The organism is Nitrospira sp. BLG_1 (genome assembly GCF_047338595.1).
GTDB lineage: Bacteria > Nitrospirota > Nitrospiria > Nitrospirales > Nitrospiraceae > Nitrospira_D.
On sequence record NZ_JBLFBO010000005.1, the window covers coordinates 16,444 to 42,732 of the forward strand.

Below are 26,289 nucleotides of genomic sequence, written 5' to 3' on the forward strand. Positions count from 1 at the left end.
ACCGCCTAGCGGACAGGAATAAGACCTGTCAGTTGATGGCGCATTCCGAGGCTCTTGTGAAAGAGCGGAGGGGTGCGCCATTTGTGTTATGTGGGGGTTGCACGATCACGCGTGTCAGGCCGGACGCGACGTTCGTGCGTGCCTTCAAACAAGAAGGGAGCGCCAGTCGATGCCTTGGTTACCGCTTGATCCGGTCCTGCTTCGCCTTGGACTCTATATCAAAATCGATCATGGTTGGATGGAGCATCCCTTCGTCCGCAATGTCTTTACGGTCTCCTCGCCGACGGAAATCGCGATCATTCGGAAGCACCGTCTCACCAAGCTCCTGTATGACCCCGAACTGTCCCATGCCGATGTCGTGGAAGCGATTACCAATCCGACCGGTCCTGTGCAGGAGTTCGAAATCGATGCCGAGACGGCGCAGGATGCCGAAGCCGATGAAGCCTCGATTCTGAAGGAAAAGCACCGGCAGATTCAGAGTGCCCTCGACCATCGCAAGGCGATCGATGAGAACTGCCGCACCTATACCAATGCCGCGAACGAGGTCTCGGTCATGATGGCCATGGCCAATGCGGGACAGGCGGATATGCTGCACTCGGCTGAAAAAATCCTGTCGGCCATGACGGGTGTCGTCGAGCAGGGGAAGGTGGCCCTCAGCCTCGTCTGTGCGGAGAGCCGACCGGAGCCCGGACAGGAGTTGGCGATGCAGGGCATCAACGTCAGTGCGCTGGCCACGCTGACGGCGAAGACGCTCGGCCTGAGTGCCGAGGAAATCGCACATGTCGGGATGGGAGGGCTGTTCCACAATATCGGCATGAGTCGCGTGCCCTTGGCCGTTCGCGTCAAAAGCGAGGAGGATCTGTCTCCGACCGAGACCAAACTGTTGCGCATGTATCCGCAGCTCGGCAAGGAGATTCTTGAAGCGATTTCCGGTGTGCCTGAAGCCGTCGTTGAGATCGTCTATCAACACCGGGAATATCTCGACGGTACCGGATTTCCCAAGCGTCTCATTAACGGCGACATTGCCAAGACGGCACGGTTGGTGGGGACGATTGTCGAGTATAATCTCATCGCCAGCGACCAACGTTCCGCCCGCTACATGGGCCCGGCACAGGCCTTGTCGTATGTGTATACGAAACTCAAGAACAAGTTCGGCCCGGATGTGGTCGAACCGTTTATTGCCACGGTGACGGTGTTTCCTCCTGGGTCCTTCGTCGAACTGAGCGACGGGAGTTTTGGCCTGGTGTTGAAGAGTAATACGCAGGAACGATTGCGGCCCGTCGTCATGCTCTATGAGCGGCAGGCGTCACATGATCAGCCGGCCATCATCGATCTGGCGCGAGAACGTTCGATATCCATTGAAAAAGCTCTCGATCCCAAAGGGCTTCCGGACCGGGTGAAAGATGCACTGCTCACGACGAAGCTGCAAGGGTATGTGATCACAGGTAAGTAGTCATCTCAGTCTGCTCTCGCCTGTCCTTGCGAAAGGTGCCTCGTCTCCGCGTCTCCGGGGGACTGAATCCATTTTGATTCTGAATCTATTTGGATTCTGAATCAAAATGGATTCACCAGGGATAGTATGAGAATTTGGCTCATGCCTCGGTTGTGGCCCTTTGCCAATGTGACGATTGCGCGATGATCCTCGTGTTTACCTGAGCAGTCGTTGATTCTTCCTCCAGCTTTGTCAGCCCACAATCCGACTCCGTCCAACCCACCGCACGAGATTCCACTCTCTACCGAAGTAAGGAACGGGAATTGCTCAACGAACTGTGGGTGCACTGCTCAGACCGGTCCTTCTCTTTGTCAACGAGTCGGATGAGATGTGCCACGGTGACTATTGTCACGGTGGCTCTCCGGTGGCCCTGTCGAGCCTCGGATCGAAGTCCTATAGCAGAGGTGACGCGCTCTTGCCGAATCGCTCCTCGCGCATGACCCCATCGACAGGAACTCGGGACCACGCGCGCGTGTTGGTGGTTGATGCGTCACCGTTCGTCTTGCAGGGGATACAGGAGATTCTGGCCAAGAACCGCCATGTTCATGTCGTCGGAACCGCACGGACCACGGATGAGGCGTTGGTGGCCGTCCGGACCTCTCGTCCGACCGTCGTGGTCTCAGAGGTCCAACTGGGACGCGCGAGTGGGATCGACCTGTGCCGGACCATTCGTGAATCCTATCCCCAGATCAGTGTCTTGTTCTTCACGAACCGGGATGAACAGCACCTCCTGCGGTCCGCCATTCTTGCCGGAGCGCAGGGCTATCTATTGAAGAAGGCCTCGGCCGAGGCGGTGGTCAGAGGGATTGAAATCGTGTCTGAAGGCATGGCCATTATGGATCCCCAGTTGACGCCGCAGATCATGGCCTGGGTCAGAGAACAGGGGAGGGGCGTGCAGGCCAGACGGCTGGACGACTGTTCAGCAGAGGAGATTCGAGTGCTGGCGCTCATGAGCGCCGGAAAGACCAACAAACAGATTGCTCAACAACTGAAGGTCTCGCTGGGGAGTCTGAGTACTCGGCTGCGGGCCCTCTACAAGCGGCTGGATATTTCACGACGAGCAGAGGCGACGAGATATTTTGTGGAGTGGAGAAAGGAGAACCACCAGACTGGTGACGAGTTCTGAGAACGGGGTATCAGGGCTCTGTGTGGTCCTCCGTAGGGGAGCTCACGCCTTCAGAACTGCAAGGCCGAGAAAGGTCTGAGTTGAAAGTAAAGGGGGCGGGCGGGTCGTTGTGTGATCGTCAAGAACAATAGAGGCTGATAGCCACGCCATGAGCGGCTATCCTTCGGAGGGCCTATGAACGGTAGGAGTGGTTCTCAATGAGTTCGACCTACGTCCAGTGTCCTCTTTTCGGATTGCCGGGTGAGTTGACTTTCGGCTCAACCGCATGAAGATGAATTGGCGTATCACGAGCGATGTGGGATGCTGGGGAGCCAGATAACGCAGTTTGTGAGATCCGTCGTTGCATAGTGGGTAATGAATCGATGAAGCCGACGGATGAGTTCAGGAATGGCGAGTTCTTTGGAAAGAATAATGCCGGCGTGGATGCGTCCGGTTTCGTGCCATTGCTTGGCGAGCTGGAGAAAGTCTTTGTGGTTGAACGTGAGGATTGCTCGTCCGTGGCTCGTGGCAAAGGCCAATTGTGCTTCATCAGAACAACCCAAATTCCCAGCGTCTCGTGTCGTGATGCAGTCAATACCACGTGCGTGAAGCAACGAAGCCATGGTCAGGTGGATGTGTTCGTCCAGATAGACTTTCATGCCACAAGGCTCATGAGGAAAGACGGGGCTGTGGGATTACGGTCGGGAATCAATTTCCGAGGCTGACAGATGCTCGGCGATGTCCTTATCGAGGACGGCACGATTGTCGTAGTAATAGGACAGTGCATCATAAATCGATGCGAGACTGAGGTGAGGATAGTGCGTGAGTAGCTCTTCCGGAGTCTGCCCGTAATGCAACGCGTAGATCGCGATGGTTCGCACGGTGATGCGCGTCCCTTCAATACACGGGCTTCCACCACAAATGTTGGGATCGCTTGTGATGTGAGGGTGAACCACTGTAGGCATAGCCTCAGTGTACTCCATGCGAATTTGCCTCCGCAAGCTTGAGTTGCAATTCTACGAGTACCACACCACGATCAAGGCCAAGAACAGCCGGTCTCGCGCCTTGTCTCACCCTTTAGGCGTAGAGAGGTGCAGTGTCCGCTGGCTCGTCATGCAGACGAGGAGGACCAACCAAGAGATTGCGCACCGGCTCAAGATCCCGCTGGGAAAGCTGAGTACTCGCCTCCGGGCTCTCTATAAGCGGTTGAACATTTCGAGGCGAGCAGAGGTCGCGAAGTATTATGTGGAGTGGAGAAAGGAGAACCACCAGACTGGTGATGACTTCTGAGAACGGGGTATCAGGGCTCTGTGTGGTCCTCCGCAGGGGAGCTCAAGGTGATCAGGACTGCAAGACACAGCAACGGCGGAAGGGGCAGGGCCGTGATGGCTGTCGCTCAGGGCGCTAGCTTTGGGATGCGCGGTATGGTAGTAAATGGGACTAACTATTCGGAAACACAAGTAAGTCTTAGCAAAGGATAGTCCTTACCGTGGCGTGGCTCCCGCTTGATCCAGCTTTGCTGCGAGTCGGGCTCTATATCAAGATCGACCATTCCTGGATGGAGCATCCCTTCGTCCGCAATGTTTTTACGGTCTCCTCGCCCACTGAAATCGCCATTATCCGGAAGCACCGCCTGACCAAACTCTTTTATGATCCCACACTGTCCCATGCCGATGTCGTCGAGTCCCTGACCCAACCCTCGGCTCCGGTCCGCGCGTTCGAAGTCGACGCGGAAACCGAAAAGGATGCCGAGGCCGATGAGCAGTCGATTCTCAAGGAAAAACAGCGGCAGCTCCAGACGGCGCTCGAGCATCGTAAAGCAATCGACGACAATTCGCGCACCTATGCCAAGGCGACCACTGAGGTGTCGGTCGTCATGGCGATGGCCAATGCCGGACAGCCGACCACCATGCAAGCGGCGGCGAAGATCTTGGAGACGATGGGCAAAGTCACGGCCCAGGAGCCTGTCTTGTTGAGTCTCGTCTGTGCCGAGAGCCGGGCGGAACCTGGCCAGGAGTTAGCTATGCAGGCGATGAATGTGAGCGCGCTGGCCAAGCTCACGGCCAAGACCCTGGGTCTCAGCCCTGAAGAAACCGAGCATGTCGGGATGGGGGGACTTTTTCATAACATCGGCATGAATCGAGTGCCCTTGGCAGTCCGCCTCAAGAGTGAGGAAGACCTTTCGCCCACGGAAGCCAAGCTGCTTCGGATGTATCCTCAACTGGGAAAGGAGATCTTGGAAGGCATGCCGGGTGTGGCTCCCGAGATCATTGAGATCGTCCATCAACATCGGGAATATCTTGACGGGACGGGGTATCCCAAGAAGCTCATCAACGGGGATATCACCAAGACCGCGCGATTGGTGGGGACGATCGTCGAGTACAATCTGCGGGTCAGTGATCGACGGTCTGCGCGCTACCTCAGCCCAAGCCAAGCCTTGACCTATCTCTATACGAAGCTGCGGAATAAGTATGGTCCGGACGTCATCGATCCCTTCATCGCGACCGTCACCGTCTTTCCACCAGGCTCGTTCGTGGAATTGAGCGATGGGAGCTTCGGGTTGGTGATCAAGACCAATAGCCAGGAGCGTTTGCGCCCGGTCATCATGCTGTATGAACGGAATGCCTCGCACGATCAAGCGGCGATCATTGATTTGGCCCGCGAGCGCTCGCTCTCGATCGAGAAGAGCTTGGATCCGAAGACCCTGCCTGAGCGGGTCAAGGCTGCGTTGTTGCCGACGCAACTCAACGGGTATTTGATGACGGAGAAATAGTTCCCAACCAGCGGGTCAGTCGTAGGTAATCTGGATGTCGTTCACATAGCGTTCCAAGACATGCAACTGTTGCGTGATGGTCGTGGCATCAGCCGATTTCGCCGCCTGCTCGATGGTGGCGGCGAGTTCAGTGATCCGGTCGAATCCGTAACTCCCCCCGACGCCTTTCATCCCATGGGCAACGCTTCGCACCGTCTCAAAGTCGTTTCCCGTCAGGGCCTCCCGCATGGTCATGATTTCTTTCTTTCGATTCGCCATGAACCGCGGCATCAACGGTTCGAAGGAGGCATCAATGTGAACGGTCTCCGGAGGCGTTGTCGCGGACTGTGTATGCAGTGACGGGTCCGACATGAGGGGACTCCTTTCAGGCTGTACGACGTTTCAACCCAGGCGCTCGAAAACGGGCGAGCCTCGCCAGCAAGGGCTCTCGTTTGAACGGCTTCAACACATAATCGGATGCTCCGGCCATGATGGCTTTGCAGATGTGTGTTTGGTCGCCGTCGGCGGTCAGCATCACGACCGATACGCCGTTCCAGGTCGGCTTCTTGCGGATCTGGGCCAGGAGTTCCAGCCCATGCACGTGGGGGAGTCCCATATCCAGCAGCACGAGCGCGGGGGGTGGCAGCGCATCAATCTTGATCTGCGCCTGTTTGCCGTCGCCCGCATGAATCACGTCGTAGCCTTCTTCCTCCATGATCATTTTGAGGAGCAGCGCAGTGTCCTCTTCGTCTTCGGCGAGAAAGAGAATTGGTTTGTTCATGCTTGAATCTCTCCTTCACCGGTCAGGCGGCTTGGTCCTGGGCTAGGCCGGTATAGCCTTCGATGGCCTTCAGTAAATCTGGTTTCTTAATCGGTTTCGTGAGATGGGCCGTGTAGCCTGCCGCCAGACTCTTCTCCCGCTCTTCGGTCAGGGCCTGGGCGGTGAGGGCGATGATGGGTATCGGTCGTCGCCCTTCTGCCCGTTCCCACTGGCGGATCGTCGCCGTGGCTTGGAGCCCGTCCATGATCGGCATCTGCACGTCCATGAGCACGATGTCATACGATGTGGTCTGAACCTTCTCGACGGCTTCCCTGCCGTTCACGGCCGTCTCCACGGTGTACGGCAGGCTTTTCAGGAAGAGGATGACGAGATCGCGATTGTCTTCCAAGTCGTCGACCAACAGGATGCGCAGTGGACGTAGACTCGTCTGAGTTTTGGACGGAGCCTGCTCGAGCGGGCGCGTTGATGGAGCAGACCGTCCCATCATGGCGTCTCTGGCCGTTACGAGTAAGCCCGACCGTGAAACCGGTTTGATGATCTGATGCGTGATGCCAAGCTCCTGCATACGGGCGCGGTCCGGCTGTTGCGTATCCGAGATGAGGAACAGAATAGGAAGGTCCTTCCCGGTCGGCATGGCCCGTACCGTCTTCGCCAGTTCGAGACCATCCATGTCCGTCATGCGGCGATCCACAATCATGAGCTGCACCGGCTGATTGTCGGTCTCGGCAGCCCGGAGATGAGCCATCGCAAGCGGGCCTGAAGCGACGTCGCCGACCAGTGCGCCGGCTTCCGACAAGATTTCATGAATGACGAGGCGTGTTGGTTGGTGATCGTCCACAACGAGGATACGTGTTCCTTTAAGGGCAAGGAGATCAGGGCCCACCGGCCTGGTCTCAAGCGATACGGTGGGCAAGGGAACTGTGAAGAGAAAGTTCGACCCGATTCCAGGAGTACTGGTGACGGAGATGTCGCCCTCCATCAATTCCACAAGGCGTTTGCAGATGCTGAGCCCGAGCCCCGTGCCGCCGTATTTTCTGGTAGTGGAGCTATCGGCTTGGGAGAAGCTGTCGAAAATGGATCCGAGCTTGTCGGCCGGGATGCCGATGCCGGTATCCGCGACGGAAAACCGGAACCGGCCGGATTCGTCCGCTTCCACTTGAACAAGAATGTGACCGGTTTCCGTGAATTTGATCGCGTTGCCCACCAGATTCACGAGGATCTGGCGGAGCCTGGTCGGATCTCCGGAGACCCTCTCCGGGAGACCCGGGCATACCCGTACGACGAAGTCGATTTGCTTCGCATGGGCGCGTAAGGCCATCATCTCGCCGACGTTCTCCATGAGATCGTGCAGGTCGATGGGGACCGCTTCCAGCTCCAAATGTCCCGATTCAATTTTCGACAGATCCAGGATGTTGTTGATCAAATCCAGTAAGTGATCGCTGGCTCGCCTGAGACGTTGCGTATAGTCCTGCTGCTCAGGGGTCAGGGATGTTTCGCCGAGCAGTTGCGCCATGCCGACGATCGAATTCATCGGCGTTCGGATTTCATGGCTCATCGAGGCCAAGAAGGAACTCTTGGCTTCGGTCGCTTGCCGCACTTCGTCGTTCGCCATTTCCAGCTCGAGGTTGATGCATTCCATTTGGATGGCGGTCTGCTCGAGCTGCGTCTCGATGGCTCGGCGTTCCGTGATGTCGCGGAGGATCCCGGTGAACGCGCGATGGCCGCTCAGGTGGATCTCGCTGACGGCCAAGTCGAGGGGGAACGTCGACCCATCTTTCCGCCGGCCGACCACTTCCCGCCCGATCCCGATGATTTTAGGATGCCCGCTTTTCTTGTAATTGTCGAGATAGCCGTCATGTTCGGATCGGTAGGGCTCCGGCATGAGTAGTTTGACGTTCTGTCCGATGGCCTCGGCTGCGGGATAGCCGAACATGCGTTCGGCCGCCGGGTTGAACGATTCGATGATGCCACGGTCATTAATCGTCACGATCCCGTCGACTGCGTTGGTGACGATCGCCTGCAGGCGCGCCTCCTGCTCGTGTCTCGCGATCTCAGCCTCTTTTTGCGCCGTCAAGTCGGTCGCAAACTTGACGACTTTATGGACCTTCCCGTAGGCGCTGAGGATCGGCTGATAGGACGCTTGTATCCAGATCGGCTTCCCCGTTTTCGTCACTCGCTGGAATAGGCCCGTCTGGAACTCGCCTCCGCGGAGCTTCTGCCAAAAGTCTGCATAGTCGCTGTGCTCGACATAGGTGGGGTCGCAGATGATCCGGTGATGGCTGCCAATCAACTCTTCTTGGGCATACCCGGTCAATCTCAGGAAGCTCTCATTGGCACTCAGAATGGTCCCATCAGGATTGAACTCGATAATGCCGTAGGTATGATCGATGGCCGTCAGCGTATGTTTGGCTTCTAACACATCCGTGAGGTTGGTTTCGATCTGTCCTGCCATCCGATTGAAGGTCTGTGCCAGATGTCCGATCTCATCCTGTGTGTCCCAACTCGAGCGGGCCCGCAGATTGCCGGATCCCAGGGCGACCGTTACATCGAGAATGCTTCTGAGCCCGTCCGAGATTCGACGGGAGATGATCCACCCCAGGAGCAGCGCACAGGCGAATCCCCCGGCTGTAATCAGGAGGGTGTAGCGGATGAGGTTCGACACCAGCCTGGTGTTGTTGGTGTGCTCTTCTGCGGCCTGGTCCTTGTTCAGCTCAACGAGCCGTTGAATCGCCACGGTGAATGCCGCCAGCCTCACTGCCCCTTCATCTCGCTGGAGGTCAGCCGCGGCATCTTTACTGTAGAGCGTACTCAATTGGAGTACTTTCGCTCGTGTGGCTTGGACATTGTGCCACCGAGCCTCGATGTCCTCATAGAGCGCCTGTTCTTGCGGTGACGAGATATACGGCGCATAGCCGTCCAGCAGCGCCTGGAACGCCTTGTCTAACGCCGCAATCTCTTGCTCTTGTGTCACCATCATGGCCGTTCCATAGGTCAGGATATGCCAGGCGACTGCTGTCTGCATTTTGAAGCTGTTGGCGCGTAGATCGTCGAGGAGATGGATCGGAAGTATGTGGTCTTGGTAGAGGGTTTCGGTGCGCTCCTGAATCTGCGTGATGCTGCGAATGGAGAGGACACCCATCCCTATCAACAGGAGTTCCATGACGGCAAATGCAACGACAAGTTTGGTCAGGATGCTGTGATCGCGAAACCTCTTCATATGCTCCTCAGTCAAGCGAGTGAGATGTTCGTTCGACTATGATGACCAATCATTGGGTACTCACCGATCTTCGTATACGTCCTACGCGGCTTGCTCGGTACGGGGCGTCGCATAGTCCGCGACCGCTCTGAGCAGAGCCTGTTTTTTAATCGGCTTGGTCAGGTGTGCCGTGCAGCCGGCATCCAAGCTCTTCTTTGCTTCTTCCTCCAGCGCATGGGCGGTCAGTGCAAGGATCGGAGTGGGAGCACGGTGCTCTGTCCGTTCCCATTGACGCATCGCACGGGTGGCCTGCAGTCCGTCCATTATCGGCATTTGCACATCCATGAGCACAAGGTCGTACGAGCCTGTTTGAAATTTCTCGAGGGCCATCCGGCCATTGTCCGCCATGTCCATAACATAGGCATCCTGCTTCAGGTAGTGCGCCACGATCGCGCGATTATCTTCGAGATCGTCGACGACCAAAATTCTGAGCGGTGGTGATGAGGGTCTAGCAGGTGGCTCGGTTTCTCGTTGAACGTGACCATTTGATCGCGGAGTTACTGTCTCGCTGGCGCTTGGCAAACGGAGAGTGAATTCAAACGTCGAGCCGACCCCGACGGCGCTCGTCACGTTGAGTCGTCCCTCCATCATGCAGACTAATCGCTGGCAGATGGAGAGCCCTAGACCGGTGCCGCCGAACTTCCGCGTCGTGGTCGTATCCCCCTGCGTGAAGCTCTCAAAGATGAACGGGAGCTTGTCCGATGGAATGCCGATGCCGGTGTCCGAGACCGCAAATCGCATGCGGTCATCAGCGATCACCTCGACCGTCACCACGACCTGTCCCTGCTCCGTGAACTTGATGGCATTCCCGACAAGATTCATCAGCACTTGTCGCAGGCGTGTTGGATCGCCGATGACGGTGGAAGGGACATCGGGCTGTACGTGCATATCCAGCGTGAGCTGCTTGCTCTTGGCACTCACTGCCAGCAGATCGCGTACTGTAGCCATCAGCTCACGGGGGTTGAAGGGGATCTGTTCCAACTGCAGTTTGCCGGCTTCGATCTTAGAAAGGTCCAGAATGTCGCTGACCAAGCCCATAAGATGGTCGGCGGCTCGGCTGAAGCGTTGGACATAGTCCGCTTGGTCTTGGCTCAAGGAGGTCTCTTTGAGCAACTCGGCCATCCCGATGATAGCGTTCAACGGGGTGCGGATCTCATGAGACATGGCGGCCAGGAAGGCACTCTTCGCCTCGGTGGCTGCCAGGGCTTGTGTATGCGAGACGCTGAGGGCCTGGTTCTGTTGCTCCATGGTTTGTGCTGCCTGTTCCAGCTCTCTGGCGATTGCGTTGCGCTCCGTGATATCGACATGGGTGCCGACCATGCGCAAGGGTTCCCCGTTCGGCGTTCGAATGATCATGGCTCGGGACAAGATGTCGACCCAATGGCCGTCCTTGTGCCGCATCTGGAATTCGGTCTTAAACCCCTCACTTCTGCCGCAGAGACAATCATTGATGAGGGCCATGGTCCAGACCCGGTCGTCTTCGTCCACCAGCCGTTCCCAGGTCGCGAAGCTATTCTCGAGTTCCTGGTCCGCATATCCCAGCATCGCTTTCCATTGCGGCGAGAAGTACGTGACCTGGGTCTGGATATTCCAATCCCACAGACCGTCCGAGGCGGCTTGCATGGCCAACGTGAAGCGCTCTTCCGACTCGCGTAACAGGGATTCCGTCGCACGCTGTGCAGAAATATCTTCGTACATCCCAAGTACACCAATCACCTGGCCGGCGTCGTTTTTGATGGGCACCTTCGAGGTCCGTACCCAGGTTGTGTGGCCGGATGGAGTGGTTTGTGGTTCCTCAAAGGCGATCTTCGGGCGCTCAGTCTCGATGATGTTCGCGTCGTCGGCCTGATATCGCTCCGCCTCATTCGCCCAGACGAGATCGTGATCGGTTTTGCCCAGCAGTTCACCGGGATCGCTCTTCCCTGCATCCCTCGCAAAAAGCGGGTTGCAGCCGAGGAATCGCAATGACCGATCCTTCCAGAACACCCGCATGGGGACGTGGTCGATCACGGCTTGCAACAGATCGCTTTTCAGGGCCAGCTGTTGGGTGCGTTCTTCGACTTGAGCCCGTATCTGGTTCGTGGTGCCGGTGATCAGCAGCAGCACGGCGCCCAGCAGGCCATCACCCAAGAGACCTCCGACCAGCAGGCTCCAGCTTTGCCAGCTGGGAAGGCCGGCGATGACTGCTGAGGATGGGATGATGGACAGCTGATACTGCCTCCCGCCGAACCGCAGGGTGCCCGTGAATGCCGGGGAGTGAACCGTCGATGGTGGCGTCCCGTAGATGAGCGTGCCCTGCTCGGCGTCCGCCAGACTGACCGCTAATTCGTTTCCCTCGGGGAGTAACATCCCAATGAATTTCTCTATGCGCAGAACGGTCAGGACGAATCCCGGGGCATTGGCGCCGGTTTGAATCCGTCGGATCAAGAGAAGCCCTTGTTGCGTCTCCTCCTCCTGGACCAGCGTCACAGGCTCGGTAGCAATGGAACCCTCGGCCTCCCGCGCCCGTAGGATGGCCGCATGACGGGCAGGGCTCGAGCCCAGATCAAAGCCGAGGGCTTTCCGGTTGCTGAGGAGCGGCTCGAGATAGGTGACCGGGTAGTAGCTGGGCCGGTCCAGGACAGGCACGATGGTACCTGTCTCATCACGCTGGGTGATCACAAACTCAGGAGTTGATTGCCGCTGGGATGCTTCAAACAGTGCCCGTCGGTGTGATGGAATCTCCGGTACCCACTCGATCGCTTGCAGCATGGGAAAACGATTCAACGCAGGTTTTGCGAGGGCTCTAAAGGCTTCACGGCTGACCGGTTCGCGCTGAGACATGGACAGAGCCATGTCCAGTTGAGTGAGAATGAACTCCTGTTCATCAAAATGATCCTGAATCGTCTTCGCCAGGCGGTCGGCTTGGAAGTGAAAGCCTTGCGCCGTCCTCGCCGACTCAATCTGCGTGAACCCGACGTAGGTCAGCATGACGAGTGCGAGCATCGCAGACATGATGGACGCGACCAAAATACGGCGCCCTTTCCACCGTGAGTCGTGAGTGCCGAAGAGCGCCAGCATGATCGGAAAGATCGATACCATACCCAATGTGTCGCCGAGTCCCCATGTCATCCACGCCATGCGCGTCTGGTCCGATGGAATGACTTGCAGCGTGGCCAGGCTGGCTACGGACAATGATGCACCGATTAGGCAGATGAACGGAGCGGCTAAGAGGTACCCGCCGATATGTTCGAGAGTCTCAAGACTCGTCTGAGGCCCAATGGCGCGGTGCAACACCACCCGTCCGATCCATGCTTGGAGCGCAGAGGCCGCGGCGATACAGAGGGCAGCCACGATGGCCGAAGTGTGTAGGGGGGTGGCGGTGACCGAGAAGTTGAGCGTGAGGGAACCCAGCACGATCCACGGCAGCGTCGAGCCTCCCCAGAGATAGGTCGCGGCGATGGCCAGGCCGGCAGGTGGAAAGATTCCGGAGGCATACCCTGGTGGGACGGCCAGCATGAGCCCGAGTTTGCCCAGGACGATATAGGCTGCGGCCAGCATCACACCGGAGCTGATGCTGAACGAGGGTGTCGTCTGTTCGTTCAAGGGAGGATCGTTCGGTTGATCCGCAACTCCTACCAGCGGGGCTCGTGCTCCGGGCTCGTCGGATTGACTTTCTCGCGGCACATAATAGGGATTGGGAAGGCCCGGCATGGCACAGATTCCAATGGTTTGGGTGCTCGATGCGATGTGAACAAGAATTTCTCCTCTTGTCGGAGGATTTTCGGCCATTCTTGAGTCGATGCGGGGTCTAACATCGCGAAATTGCTTCGGTCACCTCCAGTCAGACGTTCTGTCAAGAATCGATAGCAACCGACCGATAAAGCCAAGACTTTGCAGGAGTGGGTAGGAACTTGGCATGTCGCATTGACCGAGTGGAGTAACAATGGACTACGGGATTACCTCCGACGAATTCAATCGCTTCCGCACACTGATCTATGACGAGAGCGGCATCTCACTTGGCGATCAAAAGCAAACGCTGCTGGCGTCTCGGCTGTCGAAGCGCTTACGAGATCTCGGGCTGACGACCTTCACGGAATATTACGAGCAGGTCACCGGTGATGCGACCAAGGAAGAGTTCACCCGGATGTTGGATCTGATTTCGACCAACAAGACCGACTTTTTCAGAGAACCAAAGCATTTCGACTATCTGCGCGAGCGGATCCTTCCTGAATTGGAGAAGGAGAAGCGCATTCGTATTTGGTCCTCCGCCTGTTCGACCGGCGAAGAACCCTACACGATCGCCATGACCCTCTATGAAGGGGTTTCCGATCCTCAACGGTGGGACTTTAAAATTCTGGCGTCTGATCTGTCGACCCGCGTATTGGCAAAAGCGGCGTCGGGTCTGTATGAGGCGGACCGCGTGCGCGATGTGCCGCCGGAGGTGGTCCGGCGGAATTTTCTCCGTGGGCGCGGCGAGAGTGAAGGGCTGTTGAAGGTCAAGCCGCATCTGGCCTCGATGATCCAGTTCCGGCGCCTGAATCTCATGGACGACCGATTTCCGATTAAGAGTCCGCTGGACCTCATTTTTTGCCGGAATGTCATGATCTATTTCGATCGCCCCACTCAGGAGCAGCTCGTCAACAAGTTCTATCGCTATCTGAAGCCTGGGGGGCATCTGTTCATCGGTCATTCCGAGAGCCTGCAGTGGGTCGAACATCCCTTCAAGGTGATGGGCCCCACCATCTATCGGAAGGAGAAATAAGAGTTTCACGTTTCAGGTTTCGCGTTTCATGTTGTCGAAACATGTGACATATGAAATGAGCTAGAGGACATGCGATGCCGACATTCGAACGATTCGAGGACATCGAGGCATGGCGGCATGCCAGAACTCTGTGTGGAGAAATCTATCGAGCTTCGGGCAGGGGACCTTTGGCGAAGGATTTCGCCCTTCGAGATCAGATGCGAAGGGCCAGCGCGTCGATCATGTCGAACATCGCCGAGGGGTTCGAGCGAAGCGGGAGCGGCGAATTCATTCAGTATCTGGCGATCGCCAAGGGGTCTTCCGGTGAGGTAAGAAGTCAGCTCTATATTGCTCTTGATCAGGGTTATTTGACGCAAGAAGTCTTTGTCAGACTTTCCGGGTTAGCCGGTGATACGGCAAGGATGGTCGCTGGACTCATGAACTATCTGCGTAAGTCAGGAATCAAGGGCACAAAGTACAAAACCTAGATTCCCAGGATCTACAACTAGAGACCTGAAACATGAAACCTGAAACCGACGCTCAACAATTCAAGCATATCCGACGGATGCGGGACAGCCGGTTTCCCCACGAGATTGCGGCGATCTTGCCCGGGGAGTTCTTCGTTAGCCCTACTCCCATGATCGTGTATACCGTGCTCGGGTCTTGTATCTCCGCCTGTATCCGGGATCCGATTACGGGTGTCGGTGGCATGAATCATTTCATGTTGCCCAAGCCAAAAGATGGTGGAAATGACTCCTGGGGTGAATCGACTCGATACGGTTCTTATGCAATGGAATCGTTGATCAATGAAATTTTAAAGCTGGGCGGCATGAAGAGTCGGCTGGAAGTGAAGCTGTTTGGCGCCGGGAAAATCTACGAGGGGAACATCGATGTCGGGGCTCGCAACGCCGAATGGGTGCTCAGCTTTCTTAAAACAGAGGGGCTCACGGCGGTAAAAACAGATTTGGGAGACGTCTGCCCCCGCAAAGTCTATTATTTTACGGACTCAGGCCGTGTTCTCCTGAAAAAGATCGAACGGTTGAAGAATCGGACGATTCTTGAGCGTGAGAACGAATATGCCACCAAGATCCAAACGGTCGAGAAGCCGGTGGAGGAAGACGTGACGCTCTTCTGAGCGGCGTGAAGCGCATCTCGTGAAACGTATTTCGTCTCGGATTCGGACGCTTCACGTTTCACGAATGACGAGATACGGGGTTATACATGAAAAAAATTCGCGTCCTTAATGTGGATGATTCAGCCTTGATGCGCCAGGTGTTGGCGTCGTTGCTCGCGAAAGATCCGGAGATCGAGGTCATCGGTGCGGCGCCTGATCCCTATGTCGCACGGGAGAAGATCAAGGCGTTGAATCCTGATGTGATCACGCTGGATGTCGAAATGCCGAGAATGGACGGCATCACGTTCCTCGAAAAGCTCATGCGCGGGCACCCGATGCCGGTCGTGATGGTGAGCTCCCTCACCGAAGCCGGCTGTCAGACGACGCTCCGAGCCCTGGAGCTCGGTGCGGTCGACTTTATCACCAAGCCCAAAATCGACCTGCGCGAAGGCATGGATGAAGTGGCGCAGGATCTCATCGCGAAAATCAAGGCGGCCGCTCAGGCGCGTGTAAAACCGTTACTCGTGAGGCGTGAAGCGTCCGAATCCGAGACGAAATACGTTTCACGAGGGACGCTTCACGGTGCCTCATCCGCCATGATCAAAACGACCGATACGATCATCGCCATCGGTTCATCCACCGGGGGGACGGAAGCCGTCAAAGACGTGTTGGAGCTCCTTCCTCCCAATACGCCGCCGGTGCTGATTACGCAGCACATGCCTGAGCGGTTTACAAAAACCTGGGCGGATCGGATGAACGGGCTCTGTCGGATCTCCGTGAAGGAGGCGGAAGACGGCGACAGTGTGTTGCCGGGCCATGCCCTGGTCGCTCCCGGCGGCTATCATATGGCGCTGGAACGGAGCGGCGCCCGCTATACCGTGCGGATCAATCAAGATCCTCCGGTCAATCGGCATCGACCATCGGTGGATGTGCTGTTCGCCTCCGTGGCGCGCTATGCCGGTGCCAATGCCGTCGGCGTGATTCTGACCGGGATGGGAGGGGACGGCGCGAAGGAATTGCTGACGATGAAACAGGCGGGTGCGTTCACGATCGCACAAGATGAGGCGAGCTGCGTCGTGTTCGGCATGCCGAAAGAAGCGATCAAGGCCGGAGCAGTGGACAAGGTGCTCCCCTTGGGCGATATCGCCGGGGCGATCCTGGCCCATGTGGGCTACTCAAAAGCCGCGTGATGAGATGTGACGTGAAGCGTGAGGCGTAACTCGTTCCAGATGGGGACGCTTCACGTTTCATGTTTCGGGTTTGAGGTGTTTGGTTTCTGTACAACTTGAAACTTTGAACATGAAACCTGGAACTCTGATTCGGATCTAAACAAAGGAGGCTGATATGGCGATGCAGACGAAAGAGCGCCCTGTCGCAAATGGCGTGGTGCTCGACTTGGCCGGGGATCTCACCTATGCCAATCGTGAGCAATTTAAGACGGCAGTGGAGGCGATTCGGCAAAAAGGTTGTCGGCATTTGATTCTAAATATGGCTGAAGTCCGCTTCGTCGATAGTTCGGGGCTTGGTCTGTTGGCGCTGGTGTCTCAGAACTTTAAGTTGAGCCAAGCCAAAGTCAGCATGTTGAAGCCGCAAAGCTATGTGCGTGAAATCATGAGCCTCGCGAATATTCAGAAGCTGATCCCTGTGTATGACAATGAGCAGGATGCATTGGCCGGCCAGCAGAAAGCGGCGTAGCAGGATGCATTGCAGGGGAAAGAGTTTCACGTTTCTTGTTTCAGGTTTCATGTTGCCTGAACGGATCCTCCGAAAACTTGACACGTGAAATCTGAAACGTGAAACCCAGAACCCAGTCTCAAGCCTAGATGCTCAATGTCCTCAACGTCTACTGAACCCTCAGCTCAAGTAGTTCCTCAAACAGTACTCATCATCGACGATGAGCCGACGGCGCGTGTTGCGTTGGCAGCCCGACTCAAACGGCTTGGGTATCGGGTTCTGCAGGCCGACGACGGCAAGGCCGGGTTGGATATGCTTCGCCGTGAGCGTCCGGATTTGACGATCTTGGATTGGATGATGCCCGAGATGGACGGCCCGTCGTTCTGTGAAGTGGTGCGTCAGGATCCAGCACTCCTGTCGAGTCAAATTCTGATGATGACGAGCCACGATCAACCGGAACAGATCGCGGAAGGATTGGCTCGGGGGGCGGATGATTTTCTCAGTAAGGCCGCCAGTAAATATGAAATTACCGCTCGCGTGCAAGCCGGGATTCGTGCGGCGGGACTGATCAAACGTCTGGAAGACGTGACGGCGGAGATCAGACGAAAGCAAGACATACTCGAACGCGAATTGCAGTCGGCGGCCCGGTATGTCGAGTCGCTGCTGCCTGTGTCCGGAACGATCGGTCCCGGTGTCGAGATGGTTCGTGTATATCGACCCTCACTCGGGTTAGGCGGGGATCTCTTTAACGTGGTTCCGTGGAGTCATGACTTGCTGGGGCTGTATCTGCTTGATGCGTCCGGTCATGGTGTGTCACCGGCTTTGCGATCTGCTTCCTTTGCCACGTTTCTTCGTCGAGAGAGCCTGGTTCGTCATGTCGGGTCAAGTGATCCCGGGGCGATCCTGACCGAGGCGAATAAACATTTTCCTCTCACGGAGAACGGACACTATTTCACGATCGTCTTTGCGACCCTGGATATTCGCTCACAGACCCTCTCCTACGCGACAGCGGGGCATAGCGGGGTGTTTCTTTACCGTCAGTCCGGCGAGATCTGTTGGATCGCGAAACCGAATCTTCCGCTGGGATTCGATCCGTCGACGACGTACGGGACTGACGTGCTTGCGATTGAACCGGGCGATCGTCTCTATCTGTTGAGTGACGGTCTCTATGAAGTGCCGGACGCAACAGGCGATCTGTGGGGGCAAGATCGTCTGGAGGAGGTGGTCCGTACGCTTGGCCGCCGGCCGTTGCCCGAGGTCTTATCCGGTGCGGTCAACGAGGCGGTTCGCTGGTTGGGGCATGAACAATTCCCGGACGATGTGGCAGTCATGGCTGTCGAATTCACAGGCAGTTGAACAAGTCGCTTGCGAGCTTGGCTGCGTTTCAAGTCTCAAGTTGTATGTTTCACGTTGTCAAAACACTTGAAACTTGAAACCTGACTCTCCACGCACGACGCTTCGCGTTTCAGGAGTGCGCAATGAACCCAAACCCTGTCTTCGACTTCGATGAAGCACTTGCCCGGGTGGACCAGGACCGGGAGACACTCGTGATGATGGTCGAGTTGTTTCTGGAGCATGGGCCGAAAGATTTGGCTCAAGCTCAGGCGGCTCTCACGGCTGGAGATGCCGTCGGTGTGGCGCGATGGAGTCATCGGTTGAAGGGGGCAATCTTACAGTTTTGTGCTCCGGCCGCACTTCAGGCCTGTAAAGAGTTGGAAGAGTCCGCGAAAGCCGGCAACTTGACGCAGGGCGTGGAACTCTATGCCGCGTTGGAGCGGGAAGTTCATCGCCTGTTGGCCGATCTGCGTCCCATCCTTGACCAAGGCATGGCTGCATGAATATGCCGTTACCAGTGAGTCAGCTCTTGGTCATCGATCCCTGTGTAGAGACTCAATCGCGAATTGCCCGCTATGTGCAGGGCCGAGGGTTTTCAGTGACGAGCGTTCCTGACCCGATGGCCGCGATGGCCACGATTGAGGGGGCGACTCCGGATATCGTGATCACCGACTTGTTTCTTCCGGACGGTGCCGGATTGGCGTTGGTCAAGGAGCTCAAGGCTCGCCATGAGCCCTATCCGGTGATCGTCATGGCCCACAATGCGCCGGAACCGCTGATCGTGGAGGCCCTGCGTGGCGGGGCGATCGATTACCTGCACAAACCTGTTGCCGAGGATGAGCTGGCCTCCGTCCTGCAGCGTGCTCAGGAATTCTTGCCTTGCCATCCGCTGGATGTGCCGGGTGCTCGACAATTTGACTATGAATTGACCATTGATTCGGATCCCGCGTACATCCCCGGCGTTATTTCCTGGCTGCTCAAGATGACGGCGTCCGCGCTACCGCCGCTTCAAAGAATCCATATTCAGGGTGCGCTGCAAGAGTTACTCTTCAATGCCGTTGAACATGGGAATCTCGAGATCCAGGGGCAGGAAAAACAGAAGGCTCTGGCCGACGGGTGTTATGATCAGCTGGTGGCGAAACGGTTGGCCCAGCCTCGTCTCAGAGAGCGCCGGGTGACGATCCGTGTGTTTCACGAACGGAGTGACAATCACCTGGAGTACCGGATCACCGATGAGGGAAAGGGATTCCCGTGGCAGACTGTGCTCGCACGCTCTCAAGAGGTGGAGGACTCCGAGGCTGCAAGTGGCCGGGGGATATTTCTCACCAAAGCCTTCTTCCCCGATCTGACCTACAATGAACGGGGGAACGAGGTCACGATTAGGGTGCCGCTCGGCTAAGTTTCAGGTTTCGAGTTTAACGTTTCAAGTTTTCAGAGGCATCTTCTCTTAACGTGAAACTTGGAACCTGAAACTAGAAACCCCTAGAGAATCCGCAGATACTCCACCGTGCTATCCCCCTTACTGGCATCTCGTTTCAAAATGACCAGCGAGCTCTTGGTGGTTTCATTGACGGTGATGGCCAGGCGTGCCGAGAAATAATCCGATTTCACGTCATAGTCGTTCCGCAGGGTTCTGCCGATTTCCTGAAAGCTACTGACCCGGTCGAGTTCCACCTTGGTCTTGAAGGGCCGTCCCTGGACGATCTCCATTGCCACGGTTTGGGTGACGGCCGGATCCAGGGTTTGCAGCACGATCGGATCGGCGGTGTTGACATTCATGGCAGCACTGCCCTCCAGGGGGAAGACGGTGACGTAGGGTGTGATCCGTTCAATGATCTCCGGCGTAAATCCCTTGATGAGTCGCAGATCTCCTAAGCCCGGAAGGGGGCTGTTGGCGGCGCGGTAGGGGGGGCGCAAGGATTGATAGTAAAGGCTCTCGGCGCCGGCCGGCTGAGGCGCTTCGTCCTGGTCCACCCAATCAATGAGCGCATCAACCAGGCTGGGGCTGAGTCTGAGCAACTCAAAGAGCCGCTTGACCCGGGCGATCTTCTTTTTCTGCTCCAGCTCACCGCCTGAGCTTGATGCGAGATCGTTCAGGTTCACTTTCCCCGTCTCGTCCTGAATTTTTGCGGTCAGGAACCCGTCGCCGATCGGAAACTTAGTGATCGGCATGGCCCAGATATCGGTCGGACTGTCGTATTTTTGGCCGGTCATCTTTTCCCGCATGAGATCCTGCAGCAGTACGGCCTTGGTGGCCTGAACCGCGGCCCTCGTCAGCATGGTGGCCTTATAGTCGTCCCGAAAGGTGGCGGCTGCCCGGTATTCCCGTCTGGCCTCCGCATCGAATTCGAGGATGAGGGCGGTGAGCAGGGTTAGGACCAGAAGCGCGAGTAGTAACGCGATCCCGCGGTCATCAGCTCTTGGCATAACTCAAGACCCGAACAGTGGCATCCAGATTGACGGGGTTGTCGAACTTTGGACGTATCTGCAGATGGCGAACCTGTAGCTCGTAGGGAGCCTGATTGATCGCGGCCAGCAACGCCAATAACTCCGGGAGTTGGACACCTTCCAATCTGAGATCGACGGCTGTTTCCTGGTAGCCCTGCGCCAACGTCTGGACGTGTGGCTGCATGCCGGTGATTTGTTCTCGCACCTGCGCGGTCGTCGCCGCCTCTTCGATGAATGTCAGGAGTGAGAAATGGCTCTCGGCCTGGGGCATGCGGCTCTCGATCGCACGCAAGCGATCTCGCTTGGAGACATAGGATTGGCTGAGCTGGGCCAATTCGGCAAGGTCTTTCTGCTTGCGCAGGGCCTGGCGCTCCAGACGATCCAAGTTATCCAACAGTGGGTCGACAATCAGGATGAACAACAAACTGAGTCCGAGCACGATCCCGCCTGCAAGCACGAGCGTCCGTTCTCGCCGTGACATCTGGTGCCAGCGGTCTCTGAAGCTCTGCATCATGGTTTCTCCACCGTGACAGTCATGCGAAAGACGACTTGATTGGGCGAGGCGCCGACGCGGGTTTCTGTGACGGAGACCTCCTTCAAGCGTGGGCTTACTTCGAAGGCCTGCTTGATTCGCTCCACTGCGTCGAATGAGGAGGTTTCCCCTTCCATGAGGATGATCGATCCATCCACCGTCAGTTCGCGGACCTTGATCAGCGTTCCAGGTGGAAGTTGCTTCACGAATGTCGAGAGCGTGAAGAGGACTTTCCCGTCCGTGGCATCGACCAACCCGAGTGCCTTATCGAGGACGCCGATGCGGTACTTCGCTTGATCGACCTCTTCTCCCGGTGAGGCGCCCGTCCCTGTTCCAAAGATCTGCTCATACTGACTGAGGAGCGCGGTTTTTAATCGTGCGACACGCTGATCTTGCAGGAAGTAGTGAACCGAGAAGTCCACGAGTGCCAGCAGGGCGATGACCAGCCCCGCGACGGCGGCCAAGCGGCGATTCTGCTTCGTGGTGGCCGCATCCGGTGATGCGGCGTCCGTCACGCTCTTGAGGTCAAGCGCGAGTCCCAAAGGGGATGACTTGAATCGCCACCGTGGACGAACAATTTTGGGGTGAATGGCCAATCCGAATGCGATGGAAAAGGCTCTCGGGGTGTCGGCTCCAAAGCCCTGTCGTGGCCCGACTGCGTAGAGTCCTAATTGCCGGGAGAGGTGCCCGCCGATCTCCACCATCTTTGACCCGCCTCCGCAGATCCAGCAGTGGGTCAACCGACTGCGTTCGCTTCCTTGGTAGGCCTGCAAGGTAATACGAAGTTCTTTCACGATCGGCTCCAGCAAGCCGCTCACCTGATCCACCGCGATCGTTCTCTTGTGGCGTTCGGCGTCGGCGAAACTATAGGCATGCCGGACGGCCAACGCATGTGTGAGGTGGTTGCCACCCCAGAGAATCGTTCGGAGCATGACGGGGCGTCCACCTTCTATCAGACAGAGCGTGGTTTTCGAGGCCCCGATATCGATGATCGCTAAGTCTTGCGGGACGGCAGCCCCTTCTTCTTGAAGGTATTGCGTCACAGAAAACAGCGCCATGGCATCGACGTTGATCGCCGAGGGTTCAATATCGGCTTGGGCTAAAAACCGGAGGTGCTCGGCCACCTTGTCCCTGGGTGCTGCCGTGACGAGCACCTCGGAACCCTTGGTTTCTCGAGGTGGTCTTTCATGCGACAGACCGGGAGGCAGGACGAGGCTGTCGACCGCCAGATCCTCAAGCGGCATCGGGACGAGGTTCTCAACTTCAAAGGGGACGACTTGCGCGAGCTTGGCGGCGTCATTGAAGGGGAAGGAGAGGGTGCGAACGAAGAGATCTTGGCAGGGAATCGCCGTGACCAATCGATCAGTGGCGTAGAGTCCATGGCGCCACAGGAAGCCTCGAAGAGATTGGACGCGCCGCGCCGGTTCCAGATCCTCCGGGCGGGAAAACGGCAAGGGGTGTTGAAAGTAATCGACGGTTTCGCGCCCGCTCAGCCGGCGACGGAACCGGACGGCCTTCAACCCGGTTTGTCCGATATCCAACCCGACACATTCGTTGACAATTGCCATGTTTCTACTTTCGTTTCATGTTTCACATGTCAGGTTTCAAGTATTCCGACAGCATAAAACTCGAAACTAGAAACGCGAAACTCACACTGCGAAACCTGGAAGCCCCGCCTACTCTACAACGCGATCCGTGCCTGTGCCAAGGTTCCCACGATCTTGACCGTGATGGGAGTTCCAGAAGGGAACGGCGGGAGCCCTAGCGTGACCGCCTTTGATGCGAACCCAGGACCAGGGATGATCGTCACTGTGAGCGCCAGTTGACTGTTCGGGAGTTGCTGCTGAAGAGTGATTTGTCCCTGGCCTTCAAAGGATCCGTCCATTCCCTCGCCCCTCAATTGTGTGACGTCGCAGACGAGGTTTCGACAGGACAGTCCAGCTGCGGCCTTGCTGAATGTCAGCATGAGCATTTTGCCATTCGCCAGCGGAATTTGGTCGATCTCCAGGTCCGTTGCTTCCGCGAGCCAAGTTCCCTCGCTCCTGAGCACATTGGGAGAAGCGGGGTCGGTATCCATGCGATGGGAGAACTCCCCGGTGAGGATCCCGCGGGTGACGTACCGACGGATGATCTTCGGCAAATCCACCTGTTGGAGCTGTCCCTTGACGGTCAATGGTCCGGCAAGGGAGAAGGAAGCAGCGGTGAGTGTCCCCTTGACGAAGTTTGTGCGAGCCGCCTGTTCATTCAGTTGGACAAAGAGGTCAAGACCGAGGCTTCCCGTCAGTGCCTGGAAAGCGCCGAGTTTGGCTTGCAGACCCGCTATCTCAACCGGATCGAGGTTTGGTTTTGAGAGACTCACATTCCGCCATTCCAGGCTGAGCGGCAGTCCGATCGCCCAATCCGCAATACGGATGTCCAAGCCGGTCGCGCGTTTGAGCTCTGTCACGATCCGGTTCTGGAGCAAGCTATAAGGGAACGTGGCAATCAGGGCGAGGGCCAGGATGCAGATGCCTCCGATCGTCCATGCCAGAATTTCTCTCCATGCGTCAGGCCATTTGATGGTCATGATGTTCCAATGGTGACCCACTCCCGGATCTTTCTTGCCAGGCTAGACAGCTCTATGCAGATGTCGGAAGTGGTGATGATCATGATGTTCCGATGGTGATCCATTCGCGAATTGTCCAGGGTGCGGCATCGGGGTACTGAAACGTAATTTCTAGTAACACGGCTTTGGGCAGCTTGCTGGCGTTTGGCCATTCGTCGAGCCAGATGCGGTTCTGCTCATCATAGTATCGGATATTAAACGCGTGGACACGGTCGGCCAACTCCATTTGATCAAGCGACTCGTTGGTATCTGTGAGCGTATAGAGATTTTTTCGAACGAACCGAATCAATCGATCGCGTTCGCGGGTGTACACGACTCGAACGGTGTCGCTTTCCTTGGCCGTGGTGATCACAGTCGGTAACTCCTGGCTCATGGCGAGAATCGCCAGCGTATCGGCCGGCTGACCGTCTTGTGTCCCGTTCATCCCGACCCAGGGGTACATGATCGATCGCTTACTGAGTGCAATTTCTTCGGCCATCAAACGGAGAATCTTTCTGACCGTCTGTTCTCTGCTCGTATGTTCCCTCCCTGCCTCTACGGTCTGTGTCGTCGTCAGGAGCGATGCAAAGACCATCGCTGCGACGGTACCAAGCAGGGTCACGGCGACCAGGACTTCAACGAGGGTGAAGCCTTGTTGCGCGCGTGCCCTATGAGGGAAGGCGAGTTGCAAGCACATAGGTGCTGACCTCCAAGGATTCTTCTCGATCACCGCGCGGCCACGATATCTTGATGCGAACCTCTCGAACGAACTCCAGCGGAGTCGGCGCGATGGTGCGTTTCCACCGGTAGCCGACTGCTCGTGGAACCGCTTGGAGTGCGGTTTGAGATCCCAGCGGGAGAGGCAAGAACTCGCCCAAGGTTTCCCCGACGGAATACTGGCCGGCGAGTTCAACCTCCAGCAGTTTTTCCTGAGCCAACAGGGTGGCGCCAGTGAGTTCGGTGGCGCGGCTTTGGAGATCCAGGTCAAAGTTTCTCAGACCCAGGAGGACAGGCAGTGCGATGGCCAGCAAGGCAATGGCCAGGAGGACTTCCAGGAGCGTGAATCCACGCTCACTGGCCATGGGGTAGTTTGTCGAGAAGATCATTGGACCCCACGGGGGGGTGGAGGGCCTCCTCGTGCCGTTCCGCCGGCGCCTGCTTGGGCGCTGGCTTTTAAGAGGACTTTCACACGGTCAGGGATCAGGCGGTTTGGTGGCGGATCAAAGCGTTCGTCACTGACTCGAATGGCTCCGGTCAAGGAATCGACCGCCACCCCCAAGAGATTACTTTTGTCGTCCATGAGATACATCGTCACCGGCTCGATCCGTCCATTTGGGAAGAATGTGACTCCGACTCGTCCGGACATGCGTTTGTCCTGTCCGATAGAGACTTCGGTCAGGCGGATAGATTCCGGAAGCGGTCTCGGTAATTTCCATGCGGGATCCAGGGGAAGGCGCTCCTCTTTCCCTTCAATCACCATCATCCAGTGGAGTCCTTGGTCTATATCCAGGTAGAGCCTGAGAGGTGTTTGATCGATGGCTGCCTGTCCCTGGAAGGTTCGAAGCAGTCCGACGAGTTTCCTCCCGGTCGAGCGCAGGTCTTCTTCAAAGCTGATGCGAGGCAATATCACGGCGAGGACTCCACCCAGCAGAAACAAGGCAATCAGCATTTCCAGGAGCGTGAAGCCCATGGAAGAGCGTAAGGGGTGAAGGGTGAGGGGGGAAGGGTGAGACCTGAAGCGTGAAGCGTGAAGCGTGAAACGTGAAACGTGACGGGTGAGGGGGAATAGAGAATGGAAAATGGAGAATGGAGCATGGGGGAAGGGGGCAGTGGCGAGTGGCGAGGGACGAGGGGACAGGGGACGTGAGAGGTCCGAATCGATTAACCCTTGACCCTTGACCATCGACCATCCCCTGTTGACCATTGACTACTTATTCCTTGTCCAGGTTCCAATTGGTGATGTCGGCGTTCACGCCTTCACCGCCAACCTCCCCATCGGTGCCGAGCGAGGTCACTTCGTAGTCGAGTTTTTGATCCGCCCGTTGGACCGGGCTGAGATATTTGTAGGGATTGCCCCATGGATCCTCAGGGAGTTTGGGCAGGTATCCGCCGATCTTCCATTTCTTGGGCACAACGCCAACAGACGGTCTCTCAACCAACGCCTTCAGGCCCTGTTCCGTGGTGGGGTAGATGCCGTTATCCAGTTTATAGAGCTGGAGCGCCCCTTCAAGATTGCGGATCTGTACTTTGGCCGCTGTGCGCTTCGCATCGTCGGTCCGCCCCATGATGCGAGGGACGACCAGTGCCGCGAGAATGGCTAAAATGGCCACGACGACCATGATTTCAATGAAGGTAAAGCCGCGATCATCATAAAGAGGACCGCGTGAGGGGTGAGGGATGACGGGTGACGGGTGAAGATCGGAGCCGCTCTGCTTCCGTCTCCAGGTCATTGTCTGCTGCGGTGTGGTCTGCGCTTGTTCACTCATCGAGTGC

At 56.9% G+C, this 26,289-nt stretch carries 26 protein-coding genes; 12 read left to right on the forward strand and 14 right to left on the reverse strand.

The features are described from left to right. The first annotated feature begins 169 nt into the window (after positions 1 to 169). Together ACMTNU_RS06645 and ACMTNU_RS06650 are read left to right on the forward strand one after the other, a co-directional pair. Entirely contained in the window at positions 170 to 1,453 is a 1,284-nt protein-coding gene (locus tag ACMTNU_RS06645) for an HD-GYP domain-containing protein (protein WP_413934447.1), read from the forward strand. A 316-nt stretch (positions 1,454 to 1,769) separates the two neighbouring features. Then, the gene (locus ACMTNU_RS06650; RefSeq protein ID WP_413934448.1) at positions 1,770 to 2,618 is read left to right on the forward strand and encodes a response regulator; all 849 of its coding nucleotides are present in this window, start codon (positions 1,770 to 1,772) and stop codon (positions 2,616 to 2,618) included. 284 nt (positions 2,619 to 2,902) lie between these two features. Here the strand turns inward: ACMTNU_RS06650 and ACMTNU_RS06655 are convergent, their stop codons facing one another. Together ACMTNU_RS06655 and ACMTNU_RS06660 are read right to left on the reverse strand one after the other, a co-directional pair. Further along, positions 2,903 to 3,256 carry a DUF5615 family PIN-like protein gene (locus ACMTNU_RS06655; RefSeq protein WP_413934449.1) on the reverse strand — a complete coding sequence of 118 codons (354 nt, stop codon included), beginning with the start codon at positions 3,254 to 3,256 and terminating at the stop codon, positions 2,903 to 2,905. Positions 3,257 to 3,292: 36 nt separating this feature from the next. Next, entirely contained in the window at positions 3,293 to 3,562 is a 270-nt protein-coding gene (locus tag ACMTNU_RS06660) for a DUF433 domain-containing protein (RefSeq protein WP_413934450.1), read from the reverse strand. Positions 3,563 to 3,578: 16 nt separating this feature from the next. On the opposite strand from ACMTNU_RS06660, the gene ACMTNU_RS06665 reads away from it, so the two are divergent. Continuing rightward, complete coding sequence (locus tag ACMTNU_RS06665) at positions 3,579 to 3,887, forward strand: hypothetical protein (RefSeq protein WP_413934451.1); 309 nt, start codon at positions 3,579 to 3,581, stop codon at positions 3,885 to 3,887. 199 nt (positions 3,888 to 4,086) lie between these two features. Then, the gene (locus ACMTNU_RS06670; RefSeq protein WP_413934452.1) at positions 4,087 to 5,370 is read left to right on the forward strand and encodes an HD-GYP domain-containing protein; all 1,284 of its coding nucleotides are present in this window, start codon (positions 4,087 to 4,089) and stop codon (positions 5,368 to 5,370) included. Positions 5,371 to 5,385: 15 nt separating this feature from the next. On the opposite strand, the gene ACMTNU_RS06675 is transcribed toward ACMTNU_RS06670, so the two are convergent. From ACMTNU_RS06675 to ACMTNU_RS06690, 4 genes are all read right to left on the reverse strand, one after another. Then, on the reverse strand, positions 5,386 to 5,721 hold the full coding sequence (locus tag ACMTNU_RS06675; RefSeq protein ID WP_413934453.1) for an Hpt domain-containing protein: 336 nt from the start codon (positions 5,719 to 5,721) through the stop codon (positions 5,386 to 5,388). Between the two features lie 13 nt (positions 5,722 to 5,734). Then, positions 5,735 to 6,130, reverse strand: coding sequence for a response regulator (locus ACMTNU_RS06680; RefSeq protein WP_413934454.1), 396 nt, complete (start codon positions 6,128 to 6,130; stop codon positions 5,735 to 5,737). A gap of 22 nt (positions 6,131 to 6,152) precedes the next feature. Next, positions 6,153 to 9,347 (reverse strand): PAS domain S-box protein, encoded by a 3,195-nt coding sequence (locus ACMTNU_RS06685; RefSeq protein ID WP_413934455.1) that lies wholly within the window; start codon positions 9,345 to 9,347, stop codon positions 6,153 to 6,155. 81 nt (positions 9,348 to 9,428) lie between these two features. Next, on the reverse strand, positions 9,429 to 13,157 hold the full coding sequence (locus ACMTNU_RS06690) for a CHASE domain-containing protein (protein WP_413934456.1): 3,729 nt from the start codon (positions 13,155 to 13,157) through the stop codon (positions 9,429 to 9,431). 154 nt (positions 13,158 to 13,311) lie between these two features. Between ACMTNU_RS06690 and ACMTNU_RS06695 the strand changes: the two genes are divergently transcribed. From ACMTNU_RS06695 to ACMTNU_RS06730, 8 genes are all read left to right on the forward strand, one after another. After that, positions 13,312 to 14,130: a CheR family methyltransferase gene (locus tag ACMTNU_RS06695; RefSeq protein WP_413934457.1), complete on the forward strand. Its 819-nt coding sequence runs from the start codon at positions 13,312 to 13,314 to the stop codon at positions 14,128 to 14,130. Between the two features lie 74 nt (positions 14,131 to 14,204). Then, entirely contained in the window at positions 14,205 to 14,597 is a 393-nt protein-coding gene (locus tag ACMTNU_RS06700) for a four helix bundle protein (protein ID WP_413934458.1), read from the forward strand. 32 nt (positions 14,598 to 14,629) lie between these two features. Next, positions 14,630 to 15,244 (forward strand): chemoreceptor glutamine deamidase CheD, encoded by a 615-nt coding sequence (locus tag ACMTNU_RS06705; RefSeq protein ID WP_413934459.1) that lies wholly within the window; start codon positions 14,630 to 14,632, stop codon positions 15,242 to 15,244. 86 nt (positions 15,245 to 15,330) lie between these two features. Next, on the forward strand, positions 15,331 to 16,413 hold the full coding sequence (locus ACMTNU_RS06710) for a protein-glutamate methylesterase/protein-glutamine glutaminase (protein ID WP_413934460.1): 1,083 nt from the start codon (positions 15,331 to 15,333) through the stop codon (positions 16,411 to 16,413). A gap of 154 nt (positions 16,414 to 16,567) precedes the next feature. Next, positions 16,568 to 16,918, forward strand: a complete 351-nt coding sequence (locus ACMTNU_RS06715) for an STAS domain-containing protein (RefSeq protein ID WP_413934461.1) — start codon at positions 16,568 to 16,570, stop codon at positions 16,916 to 16,918. Between the two features lie 135 nt (positions 16,919 to 17,053). Then, complete coding sequence (locus ACMTNU_RS06720; protein ID WP_413934462.1) at positions 17,054 to 18,253, forward strand: PP2C family protein-serine/threonine phosphatase; 1,200 nt, start codon at positions 17,054 to 17,056, stop codon at positions 18,251 to 18,253. Between the two features lie 122 nt (positions 18,254 to 18,375). Beyond that, on the forward strand, positions 18,376 to 18,735 hold the full coding sequence (locus tag ACMTNU_RS06725; RefSeq protein ID WP_413934463.1) for an Hpt domain-containing protein: 360 nt from the start codon (positions 18,376 to 18,378) through the stop codon (positions 18,733 to 18,735). Continuing rightward, positions 18,732 to 19,631 (forward strand): response regulator, encoded by a 900-nt coding sequence (locus tag ACMTNU_RS06730; RefSeq protein ID WP_413934464.1) that lies wholly within the window; start codon positions 18,732 to 18,734, stop codon positions 19,629 to 19,631. The genes ACMTNU_RS06725 and ACMTNU_RS06730 overlap by 4 nt, the downstream gene beginning before the upstream one ends. 83 nt (positions 19,632 to 19,714) lie before the next feature. Here the strand turns inward: ACMTNU_RS06730 and gspK are convergent, their stop codons facing one another. The 8 genes from gspK to gspG all read right to left on the reverse strand — a co-directional run bounded on the left by gspK (position 19,715) and on the right by gspG (position 26,282). After that, a complete protein-coding gene (gene gspK, locus ACMTNU_RS06735) occupies positions 19,715 to 20,659 on the reverse strand; it encodes a type II secretion system minor pseudopilin GspK (protein ID WP_413934465.1) in 945 nt (314 codons plus the stop codon). Continuing rightward, entirely contained in the window at positions 20,646 to 21,194 is a 549-nt protein-coding gene (gene gspM, locus ACMTNU_RS06740) for a type II secretion system protein GspM (RefSeq protein ID WP_413934466.1), read from the reverse strand. The genes gspK and gspM overlap by 14 nt, the downstream gene beginning before the upstream one ends. Continuing rightward, the gene (pilM, locus tag ACMTNU_RS06745; RefSeq protein ID WP_413934467.1) at positions 21,191 to 22,780 is read right to left on the reverse strand and encodes a pilus assembly protein PilM; all 1,590 of its coding nucleotides are present in this window, start codon (positions 22,778 to 22,780) and stop codon (positions 21,191 to 21,193) included. The genes gspM and pilM overlap by 4 nt, the downstream gene beginning before the upstream one ends. A 113-nt stretch (positions 22,781 to 22,893) precedes the next feature. Next, positions 22,894 to 23,778 (reverse strand): type II secretion system protein GspN, encoded by an 885-nt coding sequence (gene gspN / locus ACMTNU_RS06750; RefSeq protein WP_413934468.1) that lies wholly within the window; start codon positions 23,776 to 23,778, stop codon positions 22,894 to 22,896. A 79-nt stretch (positions 23,779 to 23,857) separates the two neighbouring features. Beyond that, positions 23,858 to 24,493, reverse strand: a complete 636-nt coding sequence (locus ACMTNU_RS06755; RefSeq protein WP_413934469.1) for a type II secretion system protein GspJ — start codon at positions 24,491 to 24,493, stop codon at positions 23,858 to 23,860. After that, entirely contained in the window at positions 24,465 to 24,902 is a 438-nt protein-coding gene (locus ACMTNU_RS06760; protein WP_413934470.1) for a prepilin-type N-terminal cleavage/methylation domain-containing protein, read from the reverse strand. Before ACMTNU_RS06760 ends, ACMTNU_RS06755 begins: the two co-directional genes overlap by 29 nt. After that, positions 24,899 to 25,486 (reverse strand): Tfp pilus assembly protein FimT/FimU, encoded by a 588-nt coding sequence (locus ACMTNU_RS06765; RefSeq protein ID WP_413934471.1) that lies wholly within the window; start codon positions 25,484 to 25,486, stop codon positions 24,899 to 24,901. The genes ACMTNU_RS06760 and ACMTNU_RS06765 overlap by 4 nt, the downstream gene beginning before the upstream one ends. A gap of 241 nt (positions 25,487 to 25,727) precedes the next feature. After that, the gene (gene gspG, locus ACMTNU_RS06770; protein ID WP_413934472.1) at positions 25,728 to 26,282 is read right to left on the reverse strand and encodes a type II secretion system major pseudopilin GspG; all 555 of its coding nucleotides are present in this window, start codon (positions 26,280 to 26,282) and stop codon (positions 25,728 to 25,730) included. Between the last annotated feature and the right edge of the window lie 7 nt (positions 26,283 to 26,289).

Bases quoted from the DNA above. Each gene is read 5' to 3' on its own strand.
- gspG (WP_413934472.1), bottom strand. From the start codon at position 26,282: ATGAGTGAACAAGCGCAGACCACACCGCAGCAGACAATGACCTGGAGA.
- ACMTNU_RS06695 (WP_413934457.1), top strand. From the start codon at position 13,312: ATGGACTACGGGATTACCTCCGACGAATTCAATCGCTTCCGCACACTG.
- ACMTNU_RS06680 (WP_413934454.1), bottom strand. From the start codon at position 6,130: ATGAACAAACCAATTCTCTTTCTCGCCGAAGACGAAGAGGACACTGCG.
- ACMTNU_RS06710 (WP_413934460.1), top strand. From the start codon at position 15,331: ATGAAAAAAATTCGCGTCCTTAATGTGGATGATTCAGCCTTGATGCGC.
- ACMTNU_RS06755 (WP_413934469.1), bottom strand. From the start codon at position 24,493: ATGTGCTTGCAACTCGCCTTCCCTCATAGGGCACGCGCGCAACAAGGC.
- ACMTNU_RS06665 (WP_413934451.1), top strand. From the start codon at position 3,579: ATGCGAATTTGCCTCCGCAAGCTTGAGTTGCAATTCTACGAGTACCAC.
- ACMTNU_RS06645 (WP_413934447.1), top strand. From the start codon at position 170: ATGCCTTGGTTACCGCTTGATCCGGTCCTGCTTCGCCTTGGACTCTAT.
- gspK (WP_413934465.1), bottom strand. From the start codon at position 20,659: ATGCCAAGAGCTGATGACCGCGGGATCGCGTTACTACTCGCGCTTCTG.
- gspM (WP_413934466.1), bottom strand. From the start codon at position 21,194: ATGATGCAGAGCTTCAGAGACCGCTGGCACCAGATGTCACGGCGAGAA.
- ACMTNU_RS06655 (WP_413934449.1), bottom strand. From the start codon at position 3,256: ATGAAAGTCTATCTGGACGAACACATCCACCTGACCATGGCTTCGTTG.
- gspN (WP_413934468.1), bottom strand. From the start codon at position 23,778: ATGACCATCAAATGGCCTGACGCATGGAGAGAAATTCTGGCATGGACG.
- ACMTNU_RS06675 (WP_413934453.1), bottom strand. From the start codon at position 5,721: ATGTCGGACCCGTCACTGCATACACAGTCCGCGACAACGCCTCCGGAG.
- ACMTNU_RS06765 (WP_413934471.1), bottom strand. From the start codon at position 25,486: ATGGGCTTCACGCTCCTGGAAATGCTGATTGCCTTGTTTCTGCTGGGT.
- ACMTNU_RS06705 (WP_413934459.1), top strand. From the start codon at position 14,630: ATGAAACCTGAAACCGACGCTCAACAATTCAAGCATATCCGACGGATG.
- ACMTNU_RS06760 (WP_413934470.1), bottom strand. From the start codon at position 24,902: ATGATCTTCTCGACAAACTACCCCATGGCCAGTGAGCGTGGATTCACG.
- ACMTNU_RS06730 (WP_413934464.1), top strand. From the start codon at position 18,732: ATGAATATGCCGTTACCAGTGAGTCAGCTCTTGGTCATCGATCCCTGT.
- ACMTNU_RS06690 (WP_413934456.1), bottom strand. From the start codon at position 13,157: ATGGCCGAAAATCCTCCGACAAGAGGAGAAATTCTTGTTCACATCGCA.
- ACMTNU_RS06720 (WP_413934462.1), top strand. From the start codon at position 17,054: ATGTCCTCAACGTCTACTGAACCCTCAGCTCAAGTAGTTCCTCAAACA.
- pilM (WP_413934467.1), bottom strand. From the start codon at position 22,780: ATGGCAATTGTCAACGAATGTGTCGGGTTGGATATCGGACAAACCGGG.
- ACMTNU_RS06660 (WP_413934450.1), bottom strand. From the start codon at position 3,562: ATGCCTACAGTGGTTCACCCTCACATCACAAGCGATCCCAACATTTGT.
- ACMTNU_RS06715 (WP_413934461.1), top strand. From the start codon at position 16,568: ATGGCGATGCAGACGAAAGAGCGCCCTGTCGCAAATGGCGTGGTGCTC.
- ACMTNU_RS06725 (WP_413934463.1), top strand. From the start codon at position 18,376: ATGAACCCAAACCCTGTCTTCGACTTCGATGAAGCACTTGCCCGGGTG.
- ACMTNU_RS06700 (WP_413934458.1), top strand. From the start codon at position 14,205: ATGCCGACATTCGAACGATTCGAGGACATCGAGGCATGGCGGCATGCC.
- ACMTNU_RS06685 (WP_413934455.1), bottom strand. From the start codon at position 9,347: ATGAAGAGGTTTCGCGATCACAGCATCCTGACCAAACTTGTCGTTGCA.